Genomic DNA, 24,351 nt, shown 5'->3' on the forward strand with positions numbered 1-24,351 from the left:
CAAGCCAGCTCCCACGCCTTCGGCAGAATCAAACGCTCGGCAAATGCATCGCATCCGATTCAATCCACCCGAATCCTTGGATCGAGCCAGGCTTGCAGCAGGTCCATGCTCACGTTGACCACGACCACCAGCATCGAAGACAGCAACAGGATCCCCAGCAGCAGGTTGTAATCCCGGGACAGCACCGCATCGAGGGTCAGGCGGCCAAGGCCGGGCCAGCCGAACAGGGTTTCGGTGACCGCCGCACCGCCCAGCAGCGCCGCGAAATGCAGGCCCGCCAGGGTGGTGACGGGCAGCAGGGCGTTGCGCAGCACGTGCCGGATCGCCACCCGCGCAGGGTGCAGCCCCTTGGCCTTCGCCGTGCGCACGAAGTCCAGCCGCTGCACTTCCAGCATCGAGGCGCGGGTCAGCCGGGCGTAGAGTGCGATGTAGAACGACGACAGGGTCAGCACCGGCAGGACCACGTGCTTTACGCGATCCAGCAACCAGTCCGCTCCGGAAAGGTCCAGTCCGAGGGTGGCGATGCCGTCGCTGGGCAGCCAGCCCAGGGTCACCGAAAACAGCACCACCGCCATCAGGCCGATCCAGAAACCGGGCGTCGAATACAGCACCAGCACCGCCAGCGACAGTGCCCGGTCAGGCCAGCGCCCGACCTTGCTGGCCATGACGGCGCCCGCAGCGATCCCGACCACCAACGCCAGCACCAGCGAACTGACCATCAGCAGCAGGGTGTTGGGTAGGCGGTCAAGAATCAGCTGGATGACCGGCACGTTGAAGCGCGGCGACAGGCCCAGGTCGAAATGCGCCAGATGGCTGAGGTAAGCCAGCAACTGCTCGCCCAGGCTCAGGTCCAGACCGAAATGGCTGCGCCACTGCGCCAGGGTCGCGACGGTTGCGCCGCCGGACTCACTGGCCAGCACATCCACCGCGTCGCCTGGAATCAGCCGCAGCAACAGGAAGTTCAGCAGCACGATGCCCAGCACGGTCGGCAGCGCCTGCCACAAGGTGCGCCGGGTCAGGCGAAGCAGGCGGCGGTCAGCCATGGGCAACCGCCTCGCCGGTGATACTGACGGCCGCCAGGCTACCGTCCAGCCCGTTGCCGTCCGCCTCGAACCCCGACACCCGCGCATTGAACACGGTCACCTGTTGCTGCATGACCAGGGTGATGCTCGGCAACTCCTCGATGACAATCTTCTGGAACGCTTTGAACAGCTCGCCGCGCCTCGTTTCATCCGTTTCCACGGCAGCGCTTTCCAGCAGGCGGTCGACTTCCGGGTTGTTGTAATGGGTGCCATTGGTAAACGGCACGCCCTTGCGAAAGTTCTTCGACCAGAACAGGCGCTGCACACCCACAGTGGGGTCAAAGGTGGTGCCCATGCCGACCACGGCGAAGTCGAAATCACGGTCGGTGTAGATGCGCTTGATGTAGGTCGGGAAATCCTGGGCGCGCAGTTGCACGTCGATGCCAACCCTGGCCAGCGCCGAGCGGATGTAGGTCGCGGTGCGGGCGTAGCTGTCGCCGTAGGGCAGCGGGTCGAGGGTGAGGCTGAAGCGCGAGGTGCCTTTCTTGGGCAGCCCGGCCTGATCGAGCAGGGCATTGGCCTTGGCGATGTCGAAAGGATAGGGATCGGGCCCATCGTAGTGATACTGGGCAAAGCTCTTCGGGATGGGCGAGACGCTGACATCGGCGTAGCCGTAGTACACCACCTTCCTGATCACTTCGCGGTCGATGGCGTGGGCAATCGCCTGGCGCACCTCGTGGCGGGCCAGCAGCGGGTTGTCCAGATTGAACTCCAGCATGGTCGGCGTGATGCTGTAGGCGTAGCCGCGGGTGGTGAACTTGAGCTTGCCGTTGGCCGTGATTCGCGCCAGGTCGCTCAGCGGCACAGGGCTCTGGCCACCGGCGTCGAGGCTGCCGTTCTCGAACGCTGCCAGGCGCGCTGCCGAATCGGGGATCACCTTGAGGAACAGGGTATCGACCCCCGGGTAGCCGGCGTTCCAGTAATCGGGGTTGCGTTCGTACTCGATGAAACTGCCGCGCTGCCATTGCTTGAACCGGTACGGCCCGGTGCCGACCGGCGCGTTGTTGTGCGGATTGCTCAGCGGGTCGCCGCTGGCATAGAGGTGCTTGGGCAGGATCGGCGTTTCCCCGGCGGCAAAGGCACGGATCAGATACGGCGCAGGTTTGCTCAGGCGCACGATGGCGGTGTGGGCGTCCGGTGTCTCGACGCTGGCCAGGTTGGCAAAGGTGCCGCCGCCCCGTGGGTGGAAGCGCTTGATAAGGTCCAGGGAGAACGCCACGTCCTCGGAAGTGAACGGCTGGCCGTCGTGCCATTTCACGCCCTGGCGCAGGGTAAAGCGATAACTGAGGCCGTCCGCCGCCGCTTCCCACGCAGTGGCCAGCGCAGGTTGCGGCGCGAGGTTTTCGTCATACCCCAGCAGGCCTTCGAGCACCTTGCTGCTGGCGGTGATCGTGGTGCCCGCAGTGGTGTTGAATGAACTGAGGGACGGCGGTTCCGGGTTGACCAACAGGTTGAAGATGCGCCGCCCGGTGATCGCCTGCTCGGTGGCCGCAGCCAGGGCAGTGGGCAGAAACGGCACGCTGGCGCCCAGCAGGGGCAGGGCGGACAGGCCTTTGATGAACTGACGACGGGAAAAGGGCATTGACGGGATATCCTGATAAGGGTGTCAGAGGCGCAGGCCGGCCTGGTGCAGCAGCGGCAAGACGCGCTCGCCAAACTGCTCAAGGTCCGGAACGAAGTCGAAGAAGCTCAGTTGAATGCCGTCGATGCCGGCCTGCTTGAGGCGCAGGATGTCGCGCACCACGGTTTCCGGGCTGCCCACCAGCTGGATGTTGCCGCCAACGTAGCGCTGATCGGCCTTGTGCCCGCGCCAGGCGTGGGCATCGCTGGCTTCGCGTACATGCCCTTCAAGGGCGCCGGGATCGCCCGCAGCAGTGATCGCGGCATGGTGCTCCCAGGCTTCTGCGTCGCTGTCGCGGCAGATCACCAAAGGGTTGATCAGGGTGCGGATCTGCCGGCCATGGCTTGCGGCGGCGCCCTTGATGCGTTGCAGGTGCTCGGGCAGCTTGCTCAGTGCGTCTTCGATTTCGGCGCTGCCGGGGCTGGTGGTGAAGACGATGTCCGAGTGCCGGGCGGCAAAGTCGATACCGGCGCTGGAGCCTGTGGCGTTGACCAGCACCGGGCGGCCGAAGCGGGGTTTGACGCTGCTGTAGGCTTCCTGAAGGCGGTAATAGTCGCCGTTGAAATCGACGTTCTCGTTGCTGGCCCACAGCTGCTGGACCACGCGAATGAATTCATCCGCCTGCTGGTAGCGTTGATCGTGCTCGATGGGTTCTTGGCCAAAGCGCCGGTGTTCGCGATGACGGTGACCGGTCACCAGGTTAAGGCCCCAGCGGCCGTTGCTGATGTGGTCCAGGGTGGCGCCGAACTTGGCCAGGTGCAGCGGGTGCCAGGGGCCGTACAGCACGTGGAGGGTCGAGATCAGCAGGATGCGCTCGGTGACCGACGCCAGCGCCGCCTGGGTGATGAAGGCGTCCAGTGACTTGTCGTGATAGCCGATCTCGCCGCCATAACCGCCTTTGCCCAGCCACTCGGCCAGCGCGAACACCAGATCGAAGCCCAGGGCCTCGGCGCGCAGAGTCAGTTGCTTGTTGTAGTCGAAGGTCCAGTCCGTGCCCCGTGGCAACGCCGAAGGACTCCAGCCACCCGACTGCACAGGCAGGAACAAACCCAGCATCAAAGGTTGAGCGAACGCGCGGGATAACGGACTGTCGGGATAATCGAGAGGCGAAGGCAATAAGGACAAGAGAAACACTCCGGCGTTGAATGTCGTGGAAGTGTTATTGCAAGGGGTGTGCCGTTAGTTGGTTTTAGTTGGGGTGTGTTGAAAATAAGCGAGGGCGTGCGGCCAGGGCGGAAAGTTTGCCGTGTTTTGGCTGCGCAAGTTTGGGAAGTTGTGTTTATCACGTGTTGCTGGAGCAACAGTTAGAGGGCGGGGTATTCAAGATCGCCCCCGCCGGCAAGCCGTGCTGCTACGGGATCGCATACCTTGCGCGCTCTCAAGGGTGCTGATGTCCGTAGCAGCACGGCTTGCCGGCGGGAGCGGTCTGGAGGATGGACACCATTTTGAAACCGGGAATAACTTTAGTTTAAAACGTTATAGCTTGTTATTTGACGACTCCCTCTGCCGCTCTTTATTGTCGGCGCACATTTTAGTCGGCCGTACTTCAAGCGTCGGCCATTCTTGTTTCTGTTGCCTTGAAATTAATTGCGGGAGTTGCCATGAGTGCTATCGAGTACCGTTCATTGGGCCGTCACGGAATAAAAGTGTCGCCGTTGACATTGGGCACCATGATGTTCGGTGGCCAGACCGACGAGAACGTCGCGCGGCGCATCACCGACAAGGCCTTCGAACAGGGCGTCAACTTCATCGACACCGCCAACGGCTACAACGCCGGTGCGTCCGAAGAAGTGGTCGGCCATCTCATCGCCCAGCGCCGCCAGCAGTGGGTGCTGGCGACCAAGTTCGTCAACCCGGACCCGAGTGGTGCCGGGCCGAACAACCGCGGGGCTTCGCGCAACAACGTGATTCAGTCGGTGGACGCCAGCCTCAAGCGCCTGAACACCGACTATATCGACCTGTTCTACCTGCACCGCGAAGACCCCCAGACCCCGGTCGAGGAAACCGTGCGTGCGCTGTCCGACCTGATTCGCGCCGGCAAGATCCGCAGCTATGGCCTGTCCAATCACCGGGGCTGGAAGCTCGCCGAGTTCAGCCGCGCCGCCGACCTGCTGGGCGTGGAGCGTCCGGCGGCCAGCCAGCCGTTGTACAACCTGGCCAACCGGCAGATCGAAGTCGAGCACCTGCCTGCCGCCGATTACTACGGCATCGGCGTGGTCTCCTACAGCCCGTTGGCGCGAGGCGTATTGACCGGCAAGTACGTGCCCGACCAGCCTGCGCCACAGGACACCCGCGCCGGGCGCAACGATCCGCGCCTGCAACAGACTGAATGGCGCCCGGAGTCGCTCAACCTTGCGCAGCGCATCAAGGATCATGCCCAGCAGCGTGGCATCAGCAGCGGCCAGTTCGCCTTGGCCTGGGTGCTGAACAACCGGCTGATCACTTCCGCCATTGCCGGCCCGCGCACCGAGGCGCAATGGGATGACTACCTGCCCGCGCTGGAATACCGCTTCACCGCCGAGGATGAAGCCTTCATCGATGATCTGGTGGTCACCGGGCATTCCTCGACGCCCGGCTACAACGATCCGAGCCACCCATTCTTCGGCCGCCAGTCGCGGGTCTGACCTGCGCCCGGACGTTCTCCGGCTGCCACTCATTCAGGAAGCTTCAACATGCAAGAACACAACAGCCGCAGGACGTTCATCAAGCAGGTCGCGCTGCTGGGCGCGGCGGGGGCGGCAGGGTTGCTGCTGCCGGGCTGCGACAAGTCCGAGAAGACCGCGAGCGCTGCGCCGGCCATCATCAAGAAGCGCTCCGATCAGGTGGTCAGCTTCAAATACCCGGACAACCCCTCGTTCGACCTGGTGTACCTGGCCGACTCGCTGGGTTACTTCGAAGGCACCCGCACCCGTCCCAACTACATCGGCAAGATTGCCGCGCCGCAGATCATCCCGTTGGTGGGTACCGGCGAGATCGATTTCGGGTCGCGCATGGTGCCTTTGGTGATTTCGGCGATTGCCAGCGGCCTGGACCTCAAGGTGGTCGCCGCAGGCGGCAAGACCCTGCAGGAAGCACCGCATATGAAGTACTTCGTGCGCGCCGATTCGGGGATCTTCACGCCCAAGGACATGGAAGGCAAAACCGTGGGTTTCAACAGCTTCGGCGCCTGCGCCGAGTTCGTGACCAAGAAGTACCTGCGCGAGCATCAGGTGGACGTCGACAAGATCAACTGGGTGGTGGTGCCAGACAACCAGGGCGAGCAGACGCTGGTCACGCGCAACATCGACATCGCGATCATCCATCCGCCGGCATCCGGTGGCGCCGAACACAACCCCGAACTGCGCAAGCTGTGGAGTGACTACGACCTGGACAAGGGCCTGGGCGGCATGGCGCCGTACAGCGGCTACGGCAAGTTCATCCGCGAAAACCCCGAAGCCACCGAGGATTTCGTCAGCGCCATCGCCAAGGCCGCGAACTGGGTCAACGCCAACCCCGACGAGGCGCGCAAGATCGTGTCCCAGCGCATCGGCACACCGCTGGAACTGGTGGAACGCTACGCCTACATCGACGACCTGGTCGTCACCGAGCCACCGATTCAGTACTACATCGACATCCTGCAGAACGAGAAAAAGATCAAGCCCGGCGCGGTGGCAGTGAAGGATGTGTACACCAACCAGTTCAATGTGTTGGCCAAGGCAGGCAACACTCAGTCCTCGTAGCAGCGCGGCTTGCCGGCGGGAGCGGTGTGTCAGGCGCGTCATCTTTACCTGACCCACCACGCCCGCCGGCAAGCCGTGCTGCTACGGGTTCGGGGGTGGAACGCGAACGGTGGCAACACTCAACCTCCGTAGCAGCCGGGCTTGCCCGCGGGAGCGGTGCGTCAGATGACTTATCTGCACCTGACCCACCGCACCCGCCAGCAAGCCGTGCTGCTACGGGACGGGTGGAACGCCGATGGGGCGTAATACAATCAATGATTAATCTGGATACGCAATGGCAGTGCATAAAATTTCAACATCCGGCCTGCACATGGAATATCAGGCGCAGGACGAGGCGGGCAACAGCGAGCGGGTCGAGGTGCTCAAGGATTTCGACCTCGATGTGCGCGAAGGCGAGTTCCTGTCGATCCTCGGCCCGTCGGGCTGTGGCAAGTCCACTTACCTGAACATCCTCGCCGGCCTTGCGCGCAAGAGCGGCGGCACGCTGAATATCGACGGCAAACCGCTGCAAGGCATCAACCGCAATCAGGGCGTGGTGTTTCAGGGCTATGCCTTGCTGCCCTGGCGCACAGTGCTGGACAACATCGCCGTGGGCTTGGAAATCCGTGGCGTCGGCAAGGCCGAACGGCGTGAGCAGGCGCGCGAATACCTGGACCTGGTGGGCCTGACCGGCTTCGCCTCGCGCTATCCCCATGAACTCTCCGGCGGCATGCGCCAGCGCGTGGCCATTGCCCGCTCGCTGGTCTACAAGCCCGACGTGCTGCTGATGGACGAACCCTTCGCCGCGCTGGACGCCCAGACCCGCGAAACCCTGCAGGACGAACTGCTGCGCATCTGGAGCCTGCACAAGAAGACCATCGTGTTCATCACCCACAGCCTGGACGAAGCGATTTTCCTGTCCGACCGGGTGGCGGTCATGACCCCGCGCCCCGGTCGGATCAGGGAAATCATCGACATCGACCTGCCGCGCCCACGCTTGCCCGAGGTGCGCAACAGCCACGATTTCGTCCATCTGCGCCAGCGCGCCTGGCTGTCATTGCGCGAAGCCATGGGCGGTGCGCCAGCCAGCGATCTTGAACTGCCCGGCAAAGCTCGCGAATTCAGTTGGCAACAGATCGCCTTGAGCAGCGGCTACCGGATCGGAGTGTAGGCATGAGCATCAAGAGAACCTTGCGCCGGACGGCGGACAGTTCCATCGGCATCCTGATCTTTCTCGCGCTGTGGGAGGCCTTGCCGCGCCTCGGCGTGGTCAATCCCGGGTACCTGAGCCCGCCCTCCGAAGTGCTCGCGGCGATCTTCGACATGGCGGGCAACGGCGCGCTCATCAAGCACCTGCAGGCCAGCCTGGTGCGCTCGTTGGCGGGCCTTGTGCTGGCGATCGTCACCGGTATCACGCTGGGCCTGCTGATGGGCTGGTTTGCGCGGCTGGAGCGCATCCTCGACCCGCTGTTGCAGTTCTTTCGCCAGACCTCGGCGCTGGCACTGTTCCCGGTGTTCATCCTGTTTCTGGGGATCGGCGAGCTGTCCAAGGTGGCGATCATCTTCTGGGCGTCGTTCTGGCCGATCCTGCTCAGCACCATCACCGGGGTGAAACAGGTGGACAGTCTGCTGATCAACTCGGCGCTGTCGATGGGTGCCAACCGGCGATTCCTGTTCCTGAAGATCGTGTTGCCGTCTGCGGCGCCGTCGATTTTCACCGGGGTGCGGCTGGCCGGTGCGTATTGCATCACGGCCCTGGTGGCCGCCGAAATGATCGGTGCCCATTCGGGGCTGGGCTTCCTGACGCTCAATTCCCAGGAAGTGTTCCAGATCCCGAGCATGTACGCCGGAATCCTGCTGCTGGCGGTGGTAGGCCTGCTGCTGAATTTCCTGCTGGCCTTGCTGGAGCGGCGGTTTACCCGCTGGCGGCGCGGGATGAAACATGCCGGTTAACACGGAGCGAGCCTTGAGTGGCGGCTGGATCAGTTACAGCCTCGCTGTGCTGATCGGTGGCGCGGCGGTGTGCGCGGTGTGGCTGCTGCCGCTGCTCGATGCGGCTGAACAGGCACCCGGGCCGCTGCTGGAAAGGGCAAAAGAGCAGCATGTGCTGCGCATTGGTGTGCGCAGCTACCCAAGGCCCACCTACAGCACCGAAGCGTTGGTATCCGAGCCAGACGAGATGGACAGCGAACTGGCTCAGGCACTGGGGCGTTATCTGGGCCTGGAGGTGCAACTGGCGGCGATTCCTTCCCAGGACCTTGCAGGCTTTTTGAACAGCGGAAAAGTCGATGCGGTGATCGCTGGCAGCGCCGACGTCGCCGGCCTTGAGAAACAGCGTGCGTCGTTGCGTGCGGTGCCCGATGCCTTCGAGCACGGCGCACTGGTGAGTCTGCGCAATGCGCCGCAGTCTTCCATAGCCGGGCAGAGTGTCTGCGTGGCCTTCGGCAGTCCATGGATCGACGCCTTGCACAAACAGCACGCGCAAGTGCAGACCTACGCCTCCGGCATTCGCGCCGCGACCGCATTTCTGTCAGGGGACTGTGCGTTCCTGGCCGATGAACGAACGGTGCTCAAAAGCCTGTTGCAGACCCCGGACTGGCGCTTCCATCGCTTGCTGCCGCAGACCCTTGAGGCCAGCAGCGACGCCCGTGTGTACCTCGCGCAAGCGGACTCGAAAAGCCTGCGCCTGCTACAAGCGGGCCTGCGCCACTGGCAGTCCGAAGGCGGGCAGGCGAGGGCATGGGACCTGCGCAGCAATGCGTATCTGGTGGACAGCATGAAGATCAGCGACGGACTGGTCTGCCACTGATCTTCGGTCAGCGGTTCAGGCGCGGGTCGGCAACACCCAGTTCGGCCGGATGAAGTGGCAGGTGTAGCCGTTGGGAATGCGCTCCAGATAATCCTGATGCTCGGGCTCGGCTTCCCAGAACGCGCCGGCCGGGCTGATCTCGGTGACCACCTTGCCGGGCCAGAGCCCTGAGGCGTCGACGTCTTTCACGGTTTCTTCAGCAATATGCTTTTGCTCGTCGTCGAAGTAGAAAATCGCCGAGCGATAGCTCAGGCCGATGTCGTTGCCCTGGCGATTGGCGGTGGACGGGTCGTGGATCTGGAAGAAGAACTCCAGAATGCGCCGGTAACTGATGAGCGCAGGGTCGAAGACGATCTCGATGGCTTCGGCGTGGGTGCCATGATTGCGGTAGGTGGCGTTCTCGACGTCGCCGCCCGAGTAGCCTACCCGCGTGGACAGCACGCCCGGATAGCGGCGCAGCAGGTCCTGCATGCCCCAGAAGCAGCCGCCGGCCAGCAGCGCGGTTTGTGTTTGGCTTGTCATGGTTCAGTCCTTCCAGTCGCTCGGTGAGCGTGTAGATTTCGATACGTCAGCCAGTGTGCTCGCGGCGCGCTCGCCTGCGCAAGGGTTGAAAGGGGCGAGCGTTCCCCGTAAAAGGCCTCGCTTGAAAAGCGAACCGGGTGGCCGGGTCCGCTGTCCATCCCACAGCGGGCCATTGGCCTGAACGCCCATCTGAGGAAACATCGTGAGCACCCCCCGTATCGGATTTGCCTGCATGTACCGCCATCCTGAGCGTGCGTTGTCGCTCAAGGAACTCAAGGCCCTGGAAGGCGGCTACAACCCGCGCACCACCACCCTGCGCTGGATGGACAGCGTCACGCTGCAGGTGGCCCGGGAAAAACTGCTGGAAATCGTCGAGCATAACCTGGCGGCGCAGATTCGCCTGCTGGGCTACGTGGCGCAGTTGCCGGTGGGGCGCAGGATGCTGCGGCTCTCCAGCGACCTGCTGCCGTTCTACAGCCACCCCAAGGTGCTGGAGTTCTACCGTGACCCGGCGCTGATGGCGCGTCTGGAACAGTTATTCGCTGCGATTGGCGATACGGCGCGCCAGGCGGATATCCGGCTGTCGTTTCATCCGGGGCAGTTCTGCGTACTGGGTTCGGACCGGCCCGAGGTGGTCGAGAACAGCCTGGCCGAGTTCGAATACCACGCCGACATGATCCGCATGATGGGCTACGGCAGGCAGTTTCAGGATTTCAAATGCAATGTGCACATCGCAGGCAAACTCGGCGCTGAGGGTGTGCGCAAGGTGTGGCCGCGGCTGTCCGAAGTCGCCCGCAACTGCATCACCTTTGAGAACGACGAGAAAACCTATGGCGTGGATGACTGCCTGCAGTTGGCTGATCTTGCGCCGATGGTGCTGGACATTCACCACTGCTGGATTCACGAGAGCGCCTACATCTCGCCCGACGACCCACGTGTCGCACGGATCATCGACAGCTGGCGCGGGGTGCGGCCGGTGATGCACTACTCCCAGGCCCCGGAAAGCCTGCAGGCGCTGGGCTTCACCGCCGAACAGAAGCTTGAGATGGACGACCTGCTGAAGGTGGTCAACAAGCGCGACCTGTACCTGCACAGCGACCGCATGTGGAACGACTGGACCAACGGCTACGCACGGCAGTTTCTGGACAGGTTCGACATCATGTTCGAGGCCAAGGACAAGAACCTGGCGGTTGAAGAGTTTTATCAGCGGTTCGTGCTGCCGACGGGTGCGGCCTTGCGGATTCTGTAGGAGCGCGCTTGCCCGCGACAGCGTCGGGCCAGACACCTTGGTATCGGATGACCCATCGCCGTCGCGGGCAAGCGCGCTCCTACGGGCCTCGTCGACAAAAGGTCGGCGAGGCTTTTCTCGCCAATTGCAGCGATCCATGTTGAATACCGTCATGGCCGGGTGCCACAATCCGCCGGTCAGCGTGGCATGGACAGGCGGGATCCGATGCACCCCAATGAGTTTCAACTCGAACGCGATGTGCAGATCCGGGCGCAAGTGCGGACCGATCGTTTGCAGTTGCTGTTCCGGCAAACCTTTTTCTCGGTCACCGGCAGTTTCCTCGGCGCCCTGATGCTCAGTTGGCTGTGCTGGCAGCGGGTTGATCCTGTTGTGGTCATCCTCTGGCTGAGCGTGCTGGGTGCGGCGACCCTGCTGCGCATCGTGCTGTTGCTCGGCTATTTCCGAAGCTGCGCAGATACCCGGACCCCGGAACGCTGGGAGCGCAAGTACTGGCTGACCCTGGTGCTGACGGCCGCGATCTGGGGCGCTGGGGCGCTGGCGTTGATGTGCAGCGGCGACCTGCTGACCCGCACGCTTGTGCTGCTGTTCGCGGTGGGCATGTCGGTCAGCGCGGTGTCGTGCTACTCGGCGTTTCGCGCCATGACCATCGCCTCCATCGGCCTTGTGTTGCTGCCCTGTACCTTCTGGCTGCTGGTCCAGCCGGACGCCACGCAGATCGGCATGGCGGTCGCCTCGCTGGTGTTCGCCTCGTTCGTCATCAGCGCAACGCGCAAACTCTCGGAGGCCATGGAAACCGCGTTCCGCCTGACCCGGGAGATGGAATACGCCCACAAACTCGCCACCCACGCCGCCCAGACCGACGAACTCACGGGGCTGAAGAACCGCCGCGCGTTCTTCCACGAGGCTGCGCTGATCTACGAACGCTGCAAGCGCAATCACCAGCCACTGGCGGTCCTGATGCTGGACATCGACCACTTCAAGCGCATCAACGATTCCTTCGGTCATCAGGCCGGGGATCAGGCGTTGCGGGAGATAGGCCGGGTGATCCGCGAGTCGACCCGCGAGGTGGATATCTGCGGCCGGCTGGGAGGCGAGGAGTTCGCCATTCTGCTCACCGACGCCTCGCTGGACATCGCCCGGCAAACCGCCGAACGCCTGCGTCAGGCGGTGACCCAGGTCAGCTGTGAACAGGTGGGCGGGATTACCGCAAGCCTCGGTGTTGCGGCCATGGGGGCCGATGACCGTAGCCTGACCGCGTTGCTCAACGAGGCGGACAAGGCGATGTTCCGCGCCAAGTCTCAGGGGCGCAATCAGACGGCAACGGCCTGAGGCGATTGCTGAATCCTTTCATGTCACCCGATCGTGACATTTGCAGTAACTCTTTTCATTCTTCCCCACCTGTGGCGTAGTGTGCTCAGCACGTTACCGATTGGAAGAGGTAAAGAGAAATGACCCTGCAAAACCGCCTGGACAACCTGTATCCCCGCGCCGATGAAATCCCCGAGCAGTTCCGTGCAGGCCCCGCCATCGAGCAGCGCGAGTACCTGGTCAATGGCGAACTGCGTCAGTGGCAAGGGCCGCTGGCGCCGGTGCTCAGCCCCGTATCGCTGAAGACCGACGCGGGCCTTGAAGGCGTCGTGCTGGGCAGTACTCCGTTGATGGACGCCGACACCGCGATGACTGCGCTGGATGCAGCGGTCAAGGCCTATGACCGGGGGCAGGGCGCCTGGCCGACGATGCGCGTGGTTGACCGCATTCGCCACGTCGAGACCTTTCTCAAGCTGATGCGCGAACAGCGCGACGCAGTCGTCACCTTGCTGATGTGGGAGATCGGCAAGAACCTCAAGGATTCGCAGAAAGAATTCGACCGTACATGCGACTACATCGTCGACACCATCGGTGCGCTCAAGGAGCTGGATCGTCGCTCCAGCCGTTTCGAACTGGAACAGGACACCCTGGGCCAGATCCGCCGCGTGCCACTGGGCGTGACCCTGTGCATGGGCCCCTACAACTACCCGCTGAACGAAACCTTCACCACGCTGATCCCGGCACTGATCATGGGCAACACCGTGGTATTCAAGCCGGCCAAGTTCGGCGTGCTGCTGATTCGCCCGCTGCTGGAAGCCTTCCGCGACAGCTTCCCGGCCGGTGTCATCAACGTGATCTACGGCAGCGGCCGCGAGACCGTCAGCGCCCTGATGGCCAGCGGCAAGATCGACGTGTTTGCCTTCATCGGTACCAACAAGGCCGCCAGTGCCCTGAAAAAGCTGCACCCCAAGCCGCATCGCTTGCGCGCCGCACTGGGCCTGGACGCGAAGAACCCGGGGATCGTGCTGCCGGATGTCAACCTGGACAACGCGGTCAGCGAAGCCATCACCGGCTCCCTGTCTTTCAACGGTCAGCGCTGCACCGCGCTGAAGATCATGTTCGTGCACGAAAACGTGGTCGGCAGTTTCCTGGAGAAATTCGAGGAAAAACTCGCCCAGCTCAAACCCGGAATGCCGTGGGAGCCGGGCGTAGCCCTGACCCCGTTGCCTGAGCCAGGCAAGACCGACTACCTGCAAGGCCTGGTCGATGACGCCGTGAGCAAGGGCGCCAAGGTCGTCAACGAAGGCGGCGGCACCACCCACGGGCAGTTCTTCTACCCGGCGGTGCTGTACCCGGTGACCCCGGACATGCGCGTCTACCACGAGGAGCAGTTCGGTCCCGTGGTGCCGGTGGTGGCGTACCGGGACCTGGAAACGGTGATCGAATACGTGCTCGACTCCGACTTCGGTCAGCAACTGAGCATCTTCGGCAACGACTCCAAGCAGGTCGGGCGTCTGGTCGATGCCTTCGCCAATCAGGTGGGCCGGATCAACATCAACGCCCAGTGCCAGCGCGGCCCGGACAGCTTCCCGTTCAACGGCCGCAAGAACTCGGCCGAGGGCACGCTCTCGGTGCACGACGCCCTGCGGGTGTTTTCGATCCGCACGCTGGTGGCGACCAAGTTCCAGGAGAGCAACAAGGCGCTGGTCAGCGACATCATCCACAATCGCGAGTCGAGCTTCCTGACCACCGACTACATCTTCTGATGCCCGGGCCTCCATCGTGTGGCCCTTTGACTGACGCACGCCCCTGACATGCCTGGGGCGTGCGTGCTTTTCTTTGCCTTGAACCCACGGCTGTCTTTACACTCCAAGGATTCCCAACTTTTTTCGGACGTTGCCGCGCTTGGTTGAAACCATCCCCGAGTTACAACCCACAAGGTGCGCAAGCACTGTCCCACCGGTCCTGCAGCTGCTGCGTGCAGCGACAGCCGAGCAGCACAGGGCGCTGGAAGCCCGGCTGCCCCTGACCCACCCCGATCTCGACCTGCCGACCTACCGGCGCATCATCCAGGCTTACTACGGCTTTCATGCGCCCTTGCAGCAGCTCATCGAGGGTTTTGCAGGGCCCCACGCCGACCCTGAGCGCCACAAGGTTCCCGCACTGCTCAAGGATCTGCACGCACTGGGTCTGAGCCATGCGCAGATTCAGGCCTTGCCGCTGTGCCGCGACTTGCCGCAGCTCAACGGCCCTGCGGATCTGTTCGGCATCCTGTACGTGATGGAAGGCGCCACGCTGGGCGGCCAGGTGTTGCGGCGGATCATCGCGCAGCGGTTGGGGATCGATGCCGACAGCGGCGGTGAGTTTCTCGACGTCTATGGCCGCGATACCGGTCGGCTGTGGAAGACCTTTCTGCAACGCCTGGCCGAGTTCGATCATCCTGACCATAACCCACAGGTCGCTGACGCCGCGTGCGCGACCTTCGCCTGTTTCGCCCAATGGCTGGACCGCCAGGGAGTGCTGCAATGACGATTGCCAACGAACACAAGCTGGAAGCGTTGTTGCAGACCTGCGCCGATGAGCCCATTCGCATTCCGGGTGCCATCCAGCCCCATGGCGCGTTGCTGACGGTCGATGAGTCGAGCTGGATCGTGCAGCAGGCCAGTGCCAATGCCCAGGCACTGCTGGGTGCCGATGGCGCCGCCGCAGGCCAGCCCTTGGCCCGTTGGCTGGGTGAGGAGGCGTTCGCCTGTGTGCGTCAGGCATTGGCCAGCGGCTCGCTGGAAGACCTCGACCCGCTGTCGCTGACCTTTGCCGGGCGTGCATTCGACGGCTTGCTGCATCGCCACGACGGCCTGCTGTTTCTCGAACTTGAAGCGGTCCAGGAGGCTGACGGCACTCTGGACCGGCACCTGACCCGGACCCTGCGTCGCCTGCAAACGGCCAGGTCCCTGGCCGAGTTGTATGAGATCAGCGTCAACGAAATTCGCGCGCTGACCGGTTATGACCGGGTACTGATCTACCGCTTTGAGGAAGAAGGCCACGGCCAGGTCATCGCCGAGTCCGCGACCCCTGATCTGGACGCCTATCAGGGCCTGTTTTTCCCCGCCAGCGACATTCCGCAACAGGCCCGCGAGCTGTATCGCCTGAACTGGCTGCGGATCATCCCCGACGCAACCTATGTGCCGGTGCCGATGCTGCCTGCGCTGCGCCCCGACAACGGCCAGCCGCTGGACATGAGTTTTGCCGTGCTGCGCAGCGTTTCGCCGATCCACTGCCAGTACATCCGCAACATGGGCGTGCGCTCGTCCATGAGTATTTCCCTGCTCAAGGATGACCGGCTGTGGGGCCTGATCAGTTGCGGCAATCGTCAGCCCCTGCGCGTGCCTCACCGCTTGCGCGCCGCCTGTCAGACCATCGGCCAGGTGCTGTCGATGCAGATCAGCGCGCTGGAGGAAGTGCAAGCCCAGCGCCAGCGCGAGGCCAAGGGCAGCCTGTTGAAATCTTTGGCCCAGGCGATGGGCGAGGTCGAAGGCGACGTCTATCAGGGCTTGATCGACCACGCCCAGGATCTGCTCGCCCTGGCCGACGCCGAAGGGGCGGCGGTGCTGATCGAAGACCAAATGCACCTGATCGGCCAGTGCCCGACCGCCGAGCAGGTCAAGGCGCTGGGGCAATGGGTGCAGGCGCAGCCGGGTCCGGTGATCGAAACCGCGAACCTGAGCCGTGAATTCCCTGCTGCCGCCGACTATCCGGCCATCGCCAGCGGTCTGTTGGCCTTCAGCCTGCCCAAGCCTGTCGAGAACGCGGTGATGTGGTTTCGCCCGGAAGTGAAGGGCAGCGTGAAGTGGAGCGGCAACCCCGATGCGTCAAAGCGGGTGGTCGCCAATCGCTTGCAGCCGCGTGAATCATTCGAGGCGTGGAAGCAGCAGGTCGATGCGACCGCCAGGGCCTGGAGCGTGGGCGAGGTCTACGCGGTGTCCGATCTGCGGCGCTCGGCGCTGGAGGCGGATCTGGCGCGTCAGGTGCTGCGCGAAAAAGACGCCGTGCGCGCCCGCGATGAGCTGGTGGCCGTGGTGTCCCACGACCTGCGCAGCCCGCTGACCGCCATCGTCATGCAGTGCGGCATGATGCAGCGGGTGATCGCCGCTGACGTGAGTCCGTCTTCCAAGCGTCTGAACTCGGCCATCGACACCCTGCAACGGGCGACGGCACGCATGACCAACCTGCTGGAAGACCTGCTCGACACCTCGAAAATCGAGGCCGGACGCTATTCGATTTCGCCGCAGCCCGTGGACCTGTCGCAGTTCTTCGAGGACGCCTGGTCGCTCTTGGCGCCGATGGCGGTGAACAAGTTCATTGAGCTGTCCTTCACCAGCGAGCCGGGCCTCAGGATCATGGCCGACACCGAGCGCATGTTCCAGGTGGTGTCGAACCTGGTGGGCAACGCCATCAAGTTCACTCCCAAGGAAGGCCGGATCAGCGTGGTGGCGACGGTGCAGGGCGAGTTCGTCGAGATCCGTATCAACGACTCCGGCGCCGGCATCGCCCCCGACCAGTTGCCCCACGTGTTCGAGCGCTACTGGCGCATCCGCGAAGGCAACCCCAGCGGCACCGGGCTTGGGCTGTACATCTCCCAGGGCATCGTCAAGGCCCACGGCGGCGAACTGGTGGCCAGCAGCGAGTTGGGCGTGGGCAGCGAATTCCGCTTTACCGTGCCAGTGGCGTAGGCTGATATCGGCATCTGTCCGTACGCCGATCTCGCTACTGGCCATGAGCGGCTCTCGGTGTCTGGCCGTACACCGATCTCGCTTCTGGCCATAAACGGCTCTCGGTGTCTGGCCGTACACCGATCTCGTTTCTGGCCGCAGGCCGTAGGAGCTGGCTTGTCCTGCGATCTGCTGCGCAGCAGCAGTAAAATCAGGCACCTTGGGCGTGTCAGGCAGACCGTGCATTCAGGGTTTACCGCCGCTTCGCGGCAGATCGCAGGACAAGCCAGCTCCTACGCCCTTCGGGCAGAATCAAAAGCACCCAGTGCGGCACCCCAAGCTCATTCCAAGGCTCATCGAAGTGAACATCGACACCCGCATCAAATTCCGCCACTTGCTGTGCTTTCTCGAAGTCGCACGCCAAGGCAGCCTGGCCAAGGCTTCGGACAAGCTCGCCATCAGCCAGCCGGCGTTGTCCAAGACGCTCAAGGAGCTGGAAACCCTGCTGTCCGCGAGCCTGTTCGTGCGCAGCAAGAGCGGAGCGGCGTTGACCGAAGCCGGGGTGGCGTTCATGCGCTACGCGGGCCCCAGCGTGCAGGCGCTGCGTGAGGGTGTGAACAGCCTGCGTTCCGGCGAGCACGAGCCGGTCGCGGTGCGCCTGGGTGTGCTGTCCACCGTGGAAAGCTTGCTGGTGCCCGAGGTGATCCGGCGCCTGCATGAGCGGCACCCGGCGCTGGTGGTCAGCGTGGCCACCGGGCCCAGTGCCTACCTGCTGTCGCAACTGCGCCTGGGTGAACTGGATCTGGTGGTCGGGCGCATGACCGACAGCCCGCAGATCCTGGGCCTGAGTTTCGAGCACCTGTACAGCGAATCGATGACGCTTGTAGTACGCGACGGCCATCCGTTGCTGGCCGCAAGTGAACATCGCGCTTCCCTGGAAGACTTCCCGCTGGTGCTGCCGCTGGCGGGCACCACCATTCGCAAGTTCGCCGACAGCCTGTTTGTCCAGCATGGCATTAGCCCGCCACGCCAGCGTCTGGAAACTTTGTCCCTGACCCTCAGCCGTCGTTACGTGCAATGCAGCGATGCGGTGTGGATCGCCCCTTTCGATGCGGTGCGCCAGGACCTGACCCGCGGCGAACTGGCCGAGCTTGAGCTGGGAATTCGCGAACCCGGCGGCTCGGTGGGCCTGTGCAGCAACCCGGCCTTGCCGTTGCCAATCGCCGCGCAGTGGTGCGTCGACACGCTCAGGGAAGTGGGGCAGGCCTACCGTGAGGGCCTTTATCCATAACCATTTGGTTATGGATCAGAGTGTTTATTTCAGTTTTGCCATAGGCGATAGCGCGGGACACTGCGCCATCGCCTGCTGTTGTGCATCGCAGGCGCCAACCTCCAATAACTAGAACAGGAGACTGGCATGTCTGACGCCCACGACAGCCGCTTCGCCATTCGCGACCGTAATTGGCACCCCAAGGCCCTGACCCCTGATTACAAGACCTCGATCCTGCGTTCGCCGCGCCAGGCGCTGGTGAGCATCCCGCAATCGGTTTCCGAAACCAGCGGCCCGGACTTCACCCATCTGCAATTCGGTCGTCACGACGCCGACTTGCTGCTCAACTTCAACAACGGCGGCCTGCCTGTTGGCGAGCGCATCATCGTGGCGGGCCGGGTCATCGATCAATACGGCAAGCCGGTGCCGCACACCCTGGTCGAGATGTGGCAGGCCAACGCGGGCGGCCGCTATCGCCACAAGAAAGACGCCTACCTCGCACCGCTGGACCCAAACTTCGGCGGCGTGGGCCGCTGCCTGACCGACCGTGACGGCAACTACAGCTTCCGCACCGTCAAGCCTGGTCCGTACCCGTGGCGCAACGGCCCCAATGACTGGCGCCCGGCGCATATCCACTTTTCCATCAGTGGCCCGTCGATCTCCACCAGGCTGATCACACAGCTGTATTTCGAAGGCGATCCGCTGATCCCGCTGTGCCCGATCGTCAAGTCCATCGCCAACCCGGACGCCGTGCAGAGCCTGATCGCAAAGCTGGACATGAGCATGGCCAATCCCATGGATTGCCTGGCGTACCGCTTTGACATCGTGTTGCGCGGCCAGCGCAAGACCCACTTCGAGAACGTCTGAGGAGCGAAGACCATGCCCGTTCAAATTCTGTCGGAAACCCCTTCGCAGACGGCCGGCCCCTATGTGCACATCGGCCTTGCGCTGGAAGCCGCCGGCAACCCGGCCCGTGAGCAGGAAATCTGGAATGAGATGGCAAGGCCAGGCGCGCCGGGCGAGCACATTGTGTTGCTGGGCCATGTCTATGACGGTAATGGCCACCTGATCCGCGACTCCTTCCTGGAGCTGTGGCAGGCCAACGCCGACGGGGAATACGACACCGATTATGACCTCGGCAAGCCGTTCAACAGCTTTGGCCGTACCGCGACCCTTGATGAGGGCGAGTGGCTGGTCAACACCGTCAAGCCGGGCGTGGTGCGCAATGCTGCTGGTGTGCCCATGGCGCCCCATGTCAACGTCTCGCTGTTCGCCCGTGGCATCAACATTCACCTGCACACCCGGCTGTACTTCGATGACGAGGCCCAGAGCAACGCCGTCGATCCCGTGCTCAACCTGATCGAGCAGCCACAGCGGCGCCAGACCCTGATCGCCAAACGCTGCACCGTGGAAGGCAAGGTCGCCTATCGTTTCGACATCCGTGTGCAGGGCGAAAATGAAACCGTGTTCTTCGATTTCTGATCGAAACCCGATGAACAGGATGCACAAGCCGTCAGGAGCACTCCGTTGAACAGACCGGGCAATCAACTTTTCGACCGCTATTTCACCCAAGATGCCATGGGGCAGGTCTTTTCCGATCAGGGCCGCGTGCAGGGCATGCTGGATTTCGAGGCCGCCCTGGCTCGAGCCGAAGCTTGCGTGGGCGCGATTCCGGCCAGTGTGGTCAGTGATATCGAGGCCGCTTGCGATGCCTCGCTGTATGACTTCGATGCGCTGGCCGTGGCCATCGGCAGCGCGGGCAACTCGGCCATTCCGCTGGTCAAGGCGCTGGGCCGGCAAATCGCGACCGCCAGCGAAACCGCCGAACGTTACGTACACATGGGCGCCACCAGCCAGGACGTGATGGACACCGGCCTGGTGCTGCAACTGCGCAAAGCCGTGGCCTTGCTGGAGCGCGACCTGGCGCTGCTGGGCGATGGGCTTGCGCAACAGGCCCGGCGCCACGCCGACGTACCGATGGCCGGGCGCACCTGGCTGCAGCAGGCTACGCCCGTGACCCTGGGTGCGAAGATCGCCGGTTGGCTGGGGGCGATCACCCGTCATCGTCAGCGCCTCGGTGAACTGAAACCGCGTTTGCTCAGCCTGCAATTCGGCGGCGCGTCGGGCAGCCTCGCGGCGCTGGGCGAGATGGCTTTTCCGGTGGCCGAGGCGCTGGCCCGGGAGCTCGAACTCACGCTGCCGGACCAACCCTGGCACACCCATCGCGACCGTCTGGTGGAGTTCGCCAGTTTCCTGGGCCTGGTGGCCGGCACCCTCGGCAAGATCGGCCGCGACATCAGCCTGATGATGCAGACCGAGGCTGGTGAAGTGTTCGAACCGGCGGCGGCAGGCAAGGGCGGTTCATCGACCATGCCGCACAAACGCAATCCAGTGGGCGCGGCGGTAATGATCGGTGCCGCGACCCGTGCCCCAGGGCTGGTGGCGACGATGTTCAGCGCCATGGCCCAGGAACACGAACGCAGTCTTGGGCTGTGGCATGCCGAGTGGGAAACCTTGCCGCAGTTGTGCTGCGTGGTGTCGGGGTCATTGCAGCAGGCGCTGGCGGTGATTCCCGGCCTTGAGGTGGACGCGCCACGCATGCTGCGCAATCTGGATTTGACTCAAGGGCTGGTACTGGCGGAAGCGGTGAGCATCGCGCTGGCGCAGCGAATCGGCCGTGATGCGGCGCATCACCTGATCGAACAGTGCTGCCGGCGTGCAGTGGAACAGGGCAGGCATCTGCGTGAGGTACTGGGCGAGGAACCGGCCATCGGCGCCGAGCTTTCGGCCCAGGCGCTGGACAACCTGCTCGATCCGTCACAGTACCTGGGGCAGTCCAGGCGCTGGGTGGAACGTGCAGTCGCCGAGCATCAGGCTTTCAATTTCCTTCAAGAGTGAATGGATCAGAAATGGACGAAAAACAACGTTACGAGGCGGGCATGAAAGTTCGCCGTGAAGTGCTGGGCGATGCCCATGTGGACCGCAGCCTGGAGAAACTGACGCCTTTCAATGGCGAGTTTCAGGAGATGATCACCCGCCATGCCTGGGGCGACATCTGGACCCGGCCGGGCCTCTCGCGCCACACCCGCAGCCTGATCACCATCGCCATGCTGATCGGCATGAACCGCGAAGGCGAACTGCGCCTGCACCTGCGCGCTGCGAAGAATAACGGCGTGACCCGCGACGAGATCAAGGAAGTGCTGATGCAGAGCGCGATCTACTGCGGCATTCCGGCGGCCAACGCGACCTTTCATTTGGCCGAAGAGGTGTGGAACGAGTTGGGTGTGGAGTCGCTGCATCACGCCGAATAACCCGGGGTGAACGCAAATATCGCCAACACCCCCGGATTCCTGTAGGAGCGCGCTTGCCCGCGATGGCGCCGTGTCAGGCACCGGATTCGTCTCAGGCGAATCGCCGTCGCGGGCAAGCGCGCTCCTACAGGTGAGTACCGTGGGCGCCGACGTTCTGTGTTTACAAAATCGAAATCGGATAACTCACGATCAACCGGTTCTCATCGAACTGATTGCTGCTGAAATCCCGGCGCATGGTGGAATTGCGCCAGCGCACCGACAGGCTCTTGAACGTCCCGGCCTGGATCACGTAGGCCAGCTCCGATTCCCGCGCCCATTCCTCGCCATCCGTCACACTGCCACTGTGCACGTTATCGCCCTTGATGTAGCGGTTCATCAGGGTCAGGCCTGGCACGCCAAGGGTGGCGAAGTCGAAGTCATGGCGAACCTGCCACGAACGTTCCCGCGCGTTATCGAAACTTGAGTTGTAGCTGTCGTTGGCCAGGGTGCCGCCGCTGGTGCCGTTGACCCGCATCCAGGCGTTGTCGCCGCTGACCTTCTGCAGGCCCAGGTAAAATGTGCTGCCCTGATACCGCGCCGACAGCAGCGCCGACCAGGTGCGGTTATCCAGATCGCCGGCCCGCGCGCTGCCATCTTCCTCACCGGTGAAATACCCAAGATTGGCCCCCAGCGTCCACGGGCCGAGCGCCTGGCTGTGAATCAGGTTGAGGTACTTCTGCTGGTAGATGTCTTCCAGTTGCGCATACCAGAGCCCCACCTGGGTGTGCTTGTCATTGAAGCTGTACTCGGCGCCGCCAAAGTTGAAGCGGTCCGAGGTGAACGCCGCCTTGCCGGTCATGGACATGTCTTCCATGCTCGCGTCGTTGCGTGGACTGTTGCCGCGGAACTGGCCTGCGCTCAGGGTCAGCCCGGTGAGTTCTCTGGAGGTGATCTGCCCGCCACGGAAGGTCTGCGGCAGTGATCGCCCGTCATCCGAGCGCAGGATGGGCAGCACCGGCATCCATTCGCCGACTTTCAATTCGGTATTGGAGACTTTCGCCTTGGCTGCCACGGCCAGCCTTCCGAAGTCATCGGCAGGGCGACCATCGTCGTGGATCGGCAACAGTTGCGTGCCGCCGGAACCCTTGCCGCCGTCGAGCTTGACCGAGTAAAGCCCCAGCGCGTCCAGGCCAAATCCTACCGTGCCCGGGGTGTAGCCGGAGCGTGCGTCGAGGATGAAGTTCTGCGTCCATTCCTGCGCGCCGCTCTGGGCGTTGGCCGGATCGACGAAATTGCGGTTGATGAAGAAATTGCGCAGGTTCAGCCCGACCTTCGCATCCTCGGCGAATCCCTGGGCCTGGCAGGCCATGGAAGTGAGGGCGATTGCAGCGGACAGCGTGCTGGGAACAAGGGACTTGTTGTGCATCGAATAGACCTTTTTTGTAGTTATTGGCAACGCGAAACTGAGGTCCATGGTGCGAGGGCGGCCAAGGCCGTTCAATTGGCCCAAGCGGGTTTTGGGCGATTATCGAACGTTAATTAACCGGTTAGTACATTGTGATTCATAAGCGTTTGCATGAAGGGATTATGCTTGCCGGGCAGTTGCGCCACGGACGCAGTAAGGCACGTCATCTGATGAGAGAAATACGCAGAATCTGCGATGTTTCTTTGGTTATCTGACAACGCCTTCTATATGCTTTGAGCCTCTATCCAAGTGCTCGAAGAGGCAACGGAGCCACCCGTAATCCGGTAAGACCAAAGGAACGCTGATGAGTACCCCCAGCACGCCGCTCTCCGGCGTCAACCAGCCTCTGAAGGGCATCGCGCTGATCGTCCTGGCGACATTCCTGTTTTCCACCCACGACACCCTGTCCAAGTACCTCTCCGGCATTTACCCGATCATGATGGTGGTGTGGGTGCGCTATGTGGTGCACACGGGGCTGATGGCGTGCATTTTCATGCCGTCGGCGGGGTTGCGCGTGTTGCGTACCAAAAAACCGCTGCTGCAGGCCTTGCGCGCGATGTGCCTGTTGGGGACGAGCCTGCTGTTCACCTCGGGCCTGATGTACATCCCGATTGCCGAGGCTACCGCAGTCAACTTCCTTGCGCCGTTGCTGGTCACGGCACTGTCGGTGCCGCTGCTCAAGGAAACCGTGACGGGAGGGCAATGGATCGCCGTGCTGGTGGGGTTCAGCGGGGTGATGGTGATCGTGCATCCGGGAGGCGAGTTGTTCACCCCGGCGGTGCTGTTGCCGCTGGCGTCGGCGTTGTGCTTCGCGTTTTATCAGCTGTTGACCCGGTTGGTGGCTGCCCATGACAGCCCGACCACCAGCAACTTCTTCGCCGGGCTGTTCAATACGCTGTTGATGAGTGCGATCGTGCCGTTCTTCTGGCAGTCACCTGAGTGGAAACACCTGCCGTTCATGCTGGCCCTGGGGACCTGCGGGATGGTTGCGCACCTGATGCTGACCCAGGCGTTTCGCTTCGCGGCGCCGGCGATCCTGGCGCCGTTCAGCTATTGCCAGATCGTGTTCGCCGGGTTGTGGGGCTACATCGTGTTCGACCATGCGCCGTCACTCACGGCACAGGCGGGCATCGCGATCATCTGCCTCAGCGGCCTGGCGGCAGCATGGCAACAGCGCAAGAAGGGCGGGTAGGGCGCAGGAATGCACTTGCCGGCGAAGGCGACCTCAAGATCGCCCCGCCGGCAAGCGGAGCGCCGCCCGGCCGGGCTGCTACGGACCGTGTGAACAACGACATACACGTAGCAGCCGGGCTTGCCCGCGGGAGCGA

At 63.2% G+C, this 24,351-nt stretch carries 21 protein-coding genes; 16 read left to right on the forward strand and 5 right to left on the reverse strand.

Annotation, left to right across the window (positions count from 1 at the left end; genetic code table 11):
- Positions 1 to 59 precede the first annotated feature (59 nt).
- The 3 genes from ACIPOO_RS10385 to ACIPOO_RS10395 are packed head-to-tail and all read right to left on the reverse strand — an operon-like array spanning position 60 to position 3,828.
- Positions 60 to 1,043: an ABC transporter permease gene (locus ACIPOO_RS10385; protein WP_400606456.1), complete on the reverse strand. Its 984-nt coding sequence runs from the start codon at positions 1,041 to 1,043 to the stop codon at positions 60 to 62.
- Positions 1,036 to 2,664 carry an ABC transporter substrate-binding protein gene (locus ACIPOO_RS10390; RefSeq protein ID WP_400606459.1) on the reverse strand — a complete coding sequence of 543 codons (1,629 nt, stop codon included), beginning with the start codon at positions 2,662 to 2,664 and terminating at the stop codon, positions 1,036 to 1,038. Before ACIPOO_RS10390 ends, ACIPOO_RS10385 begins: the two co-directional genes overlap by 8 nt.
- Before the next feature lie 24 nt (positions 2,665 to 2,688).
- Positions 2,689 to 3,828 (reverse strand): LLM class flavin-dependent oxidoreductase, encoded by a 1,140-nt coding sequence (locus ACIPOO_RS10395; RefSeq protein ID WP_400606462.1) that lies wholly within the window; start codon positions 3,826 to 3,828, stop codon positions 2,689 to 2,691.
- Between the two features lie 476 nt (positions 3,829 to 4,304).
- Between ACIPOO_RS10395 and ACIPOO_RS10400 the strand changes: the two genes are divergently transcribed.
- The 5 genes from ACIPOO_RS10400 to ACIPOO_RS10420 all read left to right on the forward strand — a co-directional run bounded on the left by ACIPOO_RS10400 (position 4,305) and on the right by ACIPOO_RS10420 (position 9,210).
- On the forward strand, positions 4,305 to 5,327 hold the full coding sequence (locus tag ACIPOO_RS10400) for an aldo/keto reductase (protein WP_400606464.1): 1,023 nt from the start codon (positions 4,305 to 4,307) through the stop codon (positions 5,325 to 5,327).
- A 48-nt stretch (positions 5,328 to 5,375) separates the two neighbouring features.
- On the forward strand, positions 5,376 to 6,422 hold the full coding sequence (locus tag ACIPOO_RS10405) for an ABC transporter substrate-binding protein (protein ID WP_274133468.1): 1,047 nt from the start codon (positions 5,376 to 5,378) through the stop codon (positions 6,420 to 6,422).
- 274 nt (positions 6,423 to 6,696) lie between these two features.
- On the forward strand, positions 6,697 to 7,572 hold the full coding sequence (locus ACIPOO_RS10410) for an ABC transporter ATP-binding protein (protein ID WP_400606468.1): 876 nt from the start codon (positions 6,697 to 6,699) through the stop codon (positions 7,570 to 7,572).
- A 2-nt stretch (positions 7,573 to 7,574) separates the two neighbouring features.
- A complete protein-coding gene (locus ACIPOO_RS10415) occupies positions 7,575 to 8,354 on the forward strand; it encodes an ABC transporter permease (RefSeq protein ID WP_274133470.1) in 780 nt (259 codons plus the stop codon).
- Positions 8,344 to 9,210, forward strand: a complete 867-nt coding sequence (locus ACIPOO_RS10420; RefSeq protein WP_400606471.1) for an ABC transporter substrate-binding protein — start codon at positions 8,344 to 8,346, stop codon at positions 9,208 to 9,210. Before ACIPOO_RS10415 ends, ACIPOO_RS10420 begins: the two co-directional genes overlap by 11 nt.
- A 15-nt stretch (positions 9,211 to 9,225) precedes the next feature.
- On the opposite strand, the gene msrA is transcribed toward ACIPOO_RS10420, so the two are convergent.
- On the reverse strand, positions 9,226 to 9,732 hold the full coding sequence (gene msrA, locus ACIPOO_RS10425) for a peptide-methionine (S)-S-oxide reductase MsrA (protein ID WP_274133472.1): 507 nt from the start codon (positions 9,730 to 9,732) through the stop codon (positions 9,226 to 9,228).
- 202 nt (positions 9,733 to 9,934) lie between these two features.
- Here msrA and uvsE point away from each other — a divergent pair, with 202 nt between their 5' ends.
- The 10 genes from uvsE to pcaC all read left to right on the forward strand — a co-directional run bounded on the left by uvsE (position 9,935) and on the right by pcaC (position 21,579).
- Complete coding sequence (gene uvsE / locus ACIPOO_RS10430) at positions 9,935 to 10,981, forward strand: UV DNA damage repair endonuclease UvsE (RefSeq protein ID WP_400606475.1); 1,047 nt, start codon at positions 9,935 to 9,937, stop codon at positions 10,979 to 10,981.
- A gap of 204 nt (positions 10,982 to 11,185) precedes the next feature.
- The gene (locus tag ACIPOO_RS10435; protein WP_400606477.1) at positions 11,186 to 12,310 is read left to right on the forward strand and encodes a diguanylate cyclase; all 1,125 of its coding nucleotides are present in this window, start codon (positions 11,186 to 11,188) and stop codon (positions 12,308 to 12,310) included.
- A gap of 119 nt (positions 12,311 to 12,429) precedes the next feature.
- Positions 12,430 to 14,055 carry an NADP-dependent glyceraldehyde-3-phosphate dehydrogenase gene (locus tag ACIPOO_RS10440; RefSeq protein WP_274133475.1) on the forward strand — a complete coding sequence of 542 codons (1,626 nt, stop codon included), beginning with the start codon at positions 12,430 to 12,432 and terminating at the stop codon, positions 14,053 to 14,055.
- A gap of 139 nt (positions 14,056 to 14,194) precedes the next feature.
- Entirely contained in the window at positions 14,195 to 14,818 is a 624-nt protein-coding gene (locus ACIPOO_RS10445; RefSeq protein ID WP_400606479.1) for a biliverdin-producing heme oxygenase, read from the forward strand.
- Positions 14,815 to 17,019, forward strand: coding sequence for an ATP-binding protein (locus tag ACIPOO_RS10450; protein WP_400606481.1), 2,205 nt, complete (start codon positions 14,815 to 14,817; stop codon positions 17,017 to 17,019). The genes ACIPOO_RS10445 and ACIPOO_RS10450 overlap by 4 nt, the downstream gene beginning before the upstream one ends.
- Before the next feature lie 340 nt (positions 17,020 to 17,359).
- Positions 17,360 to 18,289: a pca operon transcription factor PcaQ gene (pcaQ, locus tag ACIPOO_RS10455; protein ID WP_400606483.1), complete on the forward strand. Its 930-nt coding sequence runs from the start codon at positions 17,360 to 17,362 to the stop codon at positions 18,287 to 18,289.
- Between the two features lie 126 nt (positions 18,290 to 18,415).
- Positions 18,416 to 19,135 carry a protocatechuate 3,4-dioxygenase subunit beta gene (pcaH, locus tag ACIPOO_RS10460; RefSeq protein ID WP_274133479.1) on the forward strand — a complete coding sequence of 240 codons (720 nt, stop codon included), beginning with the start codon at positions 18,416 to 18,418 and terminating at the stop codon, positions 19,133 to 19,135.
- Positions 19,136 to 19,147: 12 nt separating this feature from the next.
- On the forward strand, positions 19,148 to 19,750 hold the full coding sequence (gene pcaG / locus ACIPOO_RS10465) for a protocatechuate 3,4-dioxygenase subunit alpha (protein WP_400606486.1): 603 nt from the start codon (positions 19,148 to 19,150) through the stop codon (positions 19,748 to 19,750).
- A 45-nt stretch (positions 19,751 to 19,795) separates the two neighbouring features.
- Positions 19,796 to 21,166 carry a 3-carboxy-cis,cis-muconate cycloisomerase gene (locus ACIPOO_RS10470; RefSeq protein WP_400606488.1) on the forward strand — a complete coding sequence of 457 codons (1,371 nt, stop codon included), beginning with the start codon at positions 19,796 to 19,798 and terminating at the stop codon, positions 21,164 to 21,166.
- A gap of 11 nt (positions 21,167 to 21,177) precedes the next feature.
- Positions 21,178 to 21,579 (forward strand): 4-carboxymuconolactone decarboxylase, encoded by a 402-nt coding sequence (pcaC, locus tag ACIPOO_RS10475; protein WP_400606491.1) that lies wholly within the window; start codon positions 21,178 to 21,180, stop codon positions 21,577 to 21,579.
- Positions 21,580 to 21,739: 160 nt separating this feature from the next.
- Here pcaC and ACIPOO_RS10480 read toward each other — a convergent pair whose 3' ends face one another.
- Complete coding sequence (locus ACIPOO_RS10480) at positions 21,740 to 22,927, reverse strand: OprD family porin (protein ID WP_400607694.1); 1,188 nt, start codon at positions 22,925 to 22,927, stop codon at positions 21,740 to 21,742.
- A 400-nt stretch (positions 22,928 to 23,327) separates the two neighbouring features.
- On the opposite strand from ACIPOO_RS10480, the gene ACIPOO_RS10485 reads away from it, so the two are divergent.
- The gene (locus ACIPOO_RS10485; RefSeq protein WP_400606494.1) at positions 23,328 to 24,215 is read left to right on the forward strand and encodes a DMT family transporter; all 888 of its coding nucleotides are present in this window, start codon (positions 23,328 to 23,330) and stop codon (positions 24,213 to 24,215) included.
- Positions 24,216 to 24,351 lie beyond the last annotated feature (136 nt).

This window comes from Pseudomonas sp. NPDC090201, from assembly GCF_044746825.1.
GTDB lineage: Bacteria > Pseudomonadota > Gammaproteobacteria > Pseudomonadales > Pseudomonadaceae > Aquipseudomonas > Aquipseudomonas putida_AD.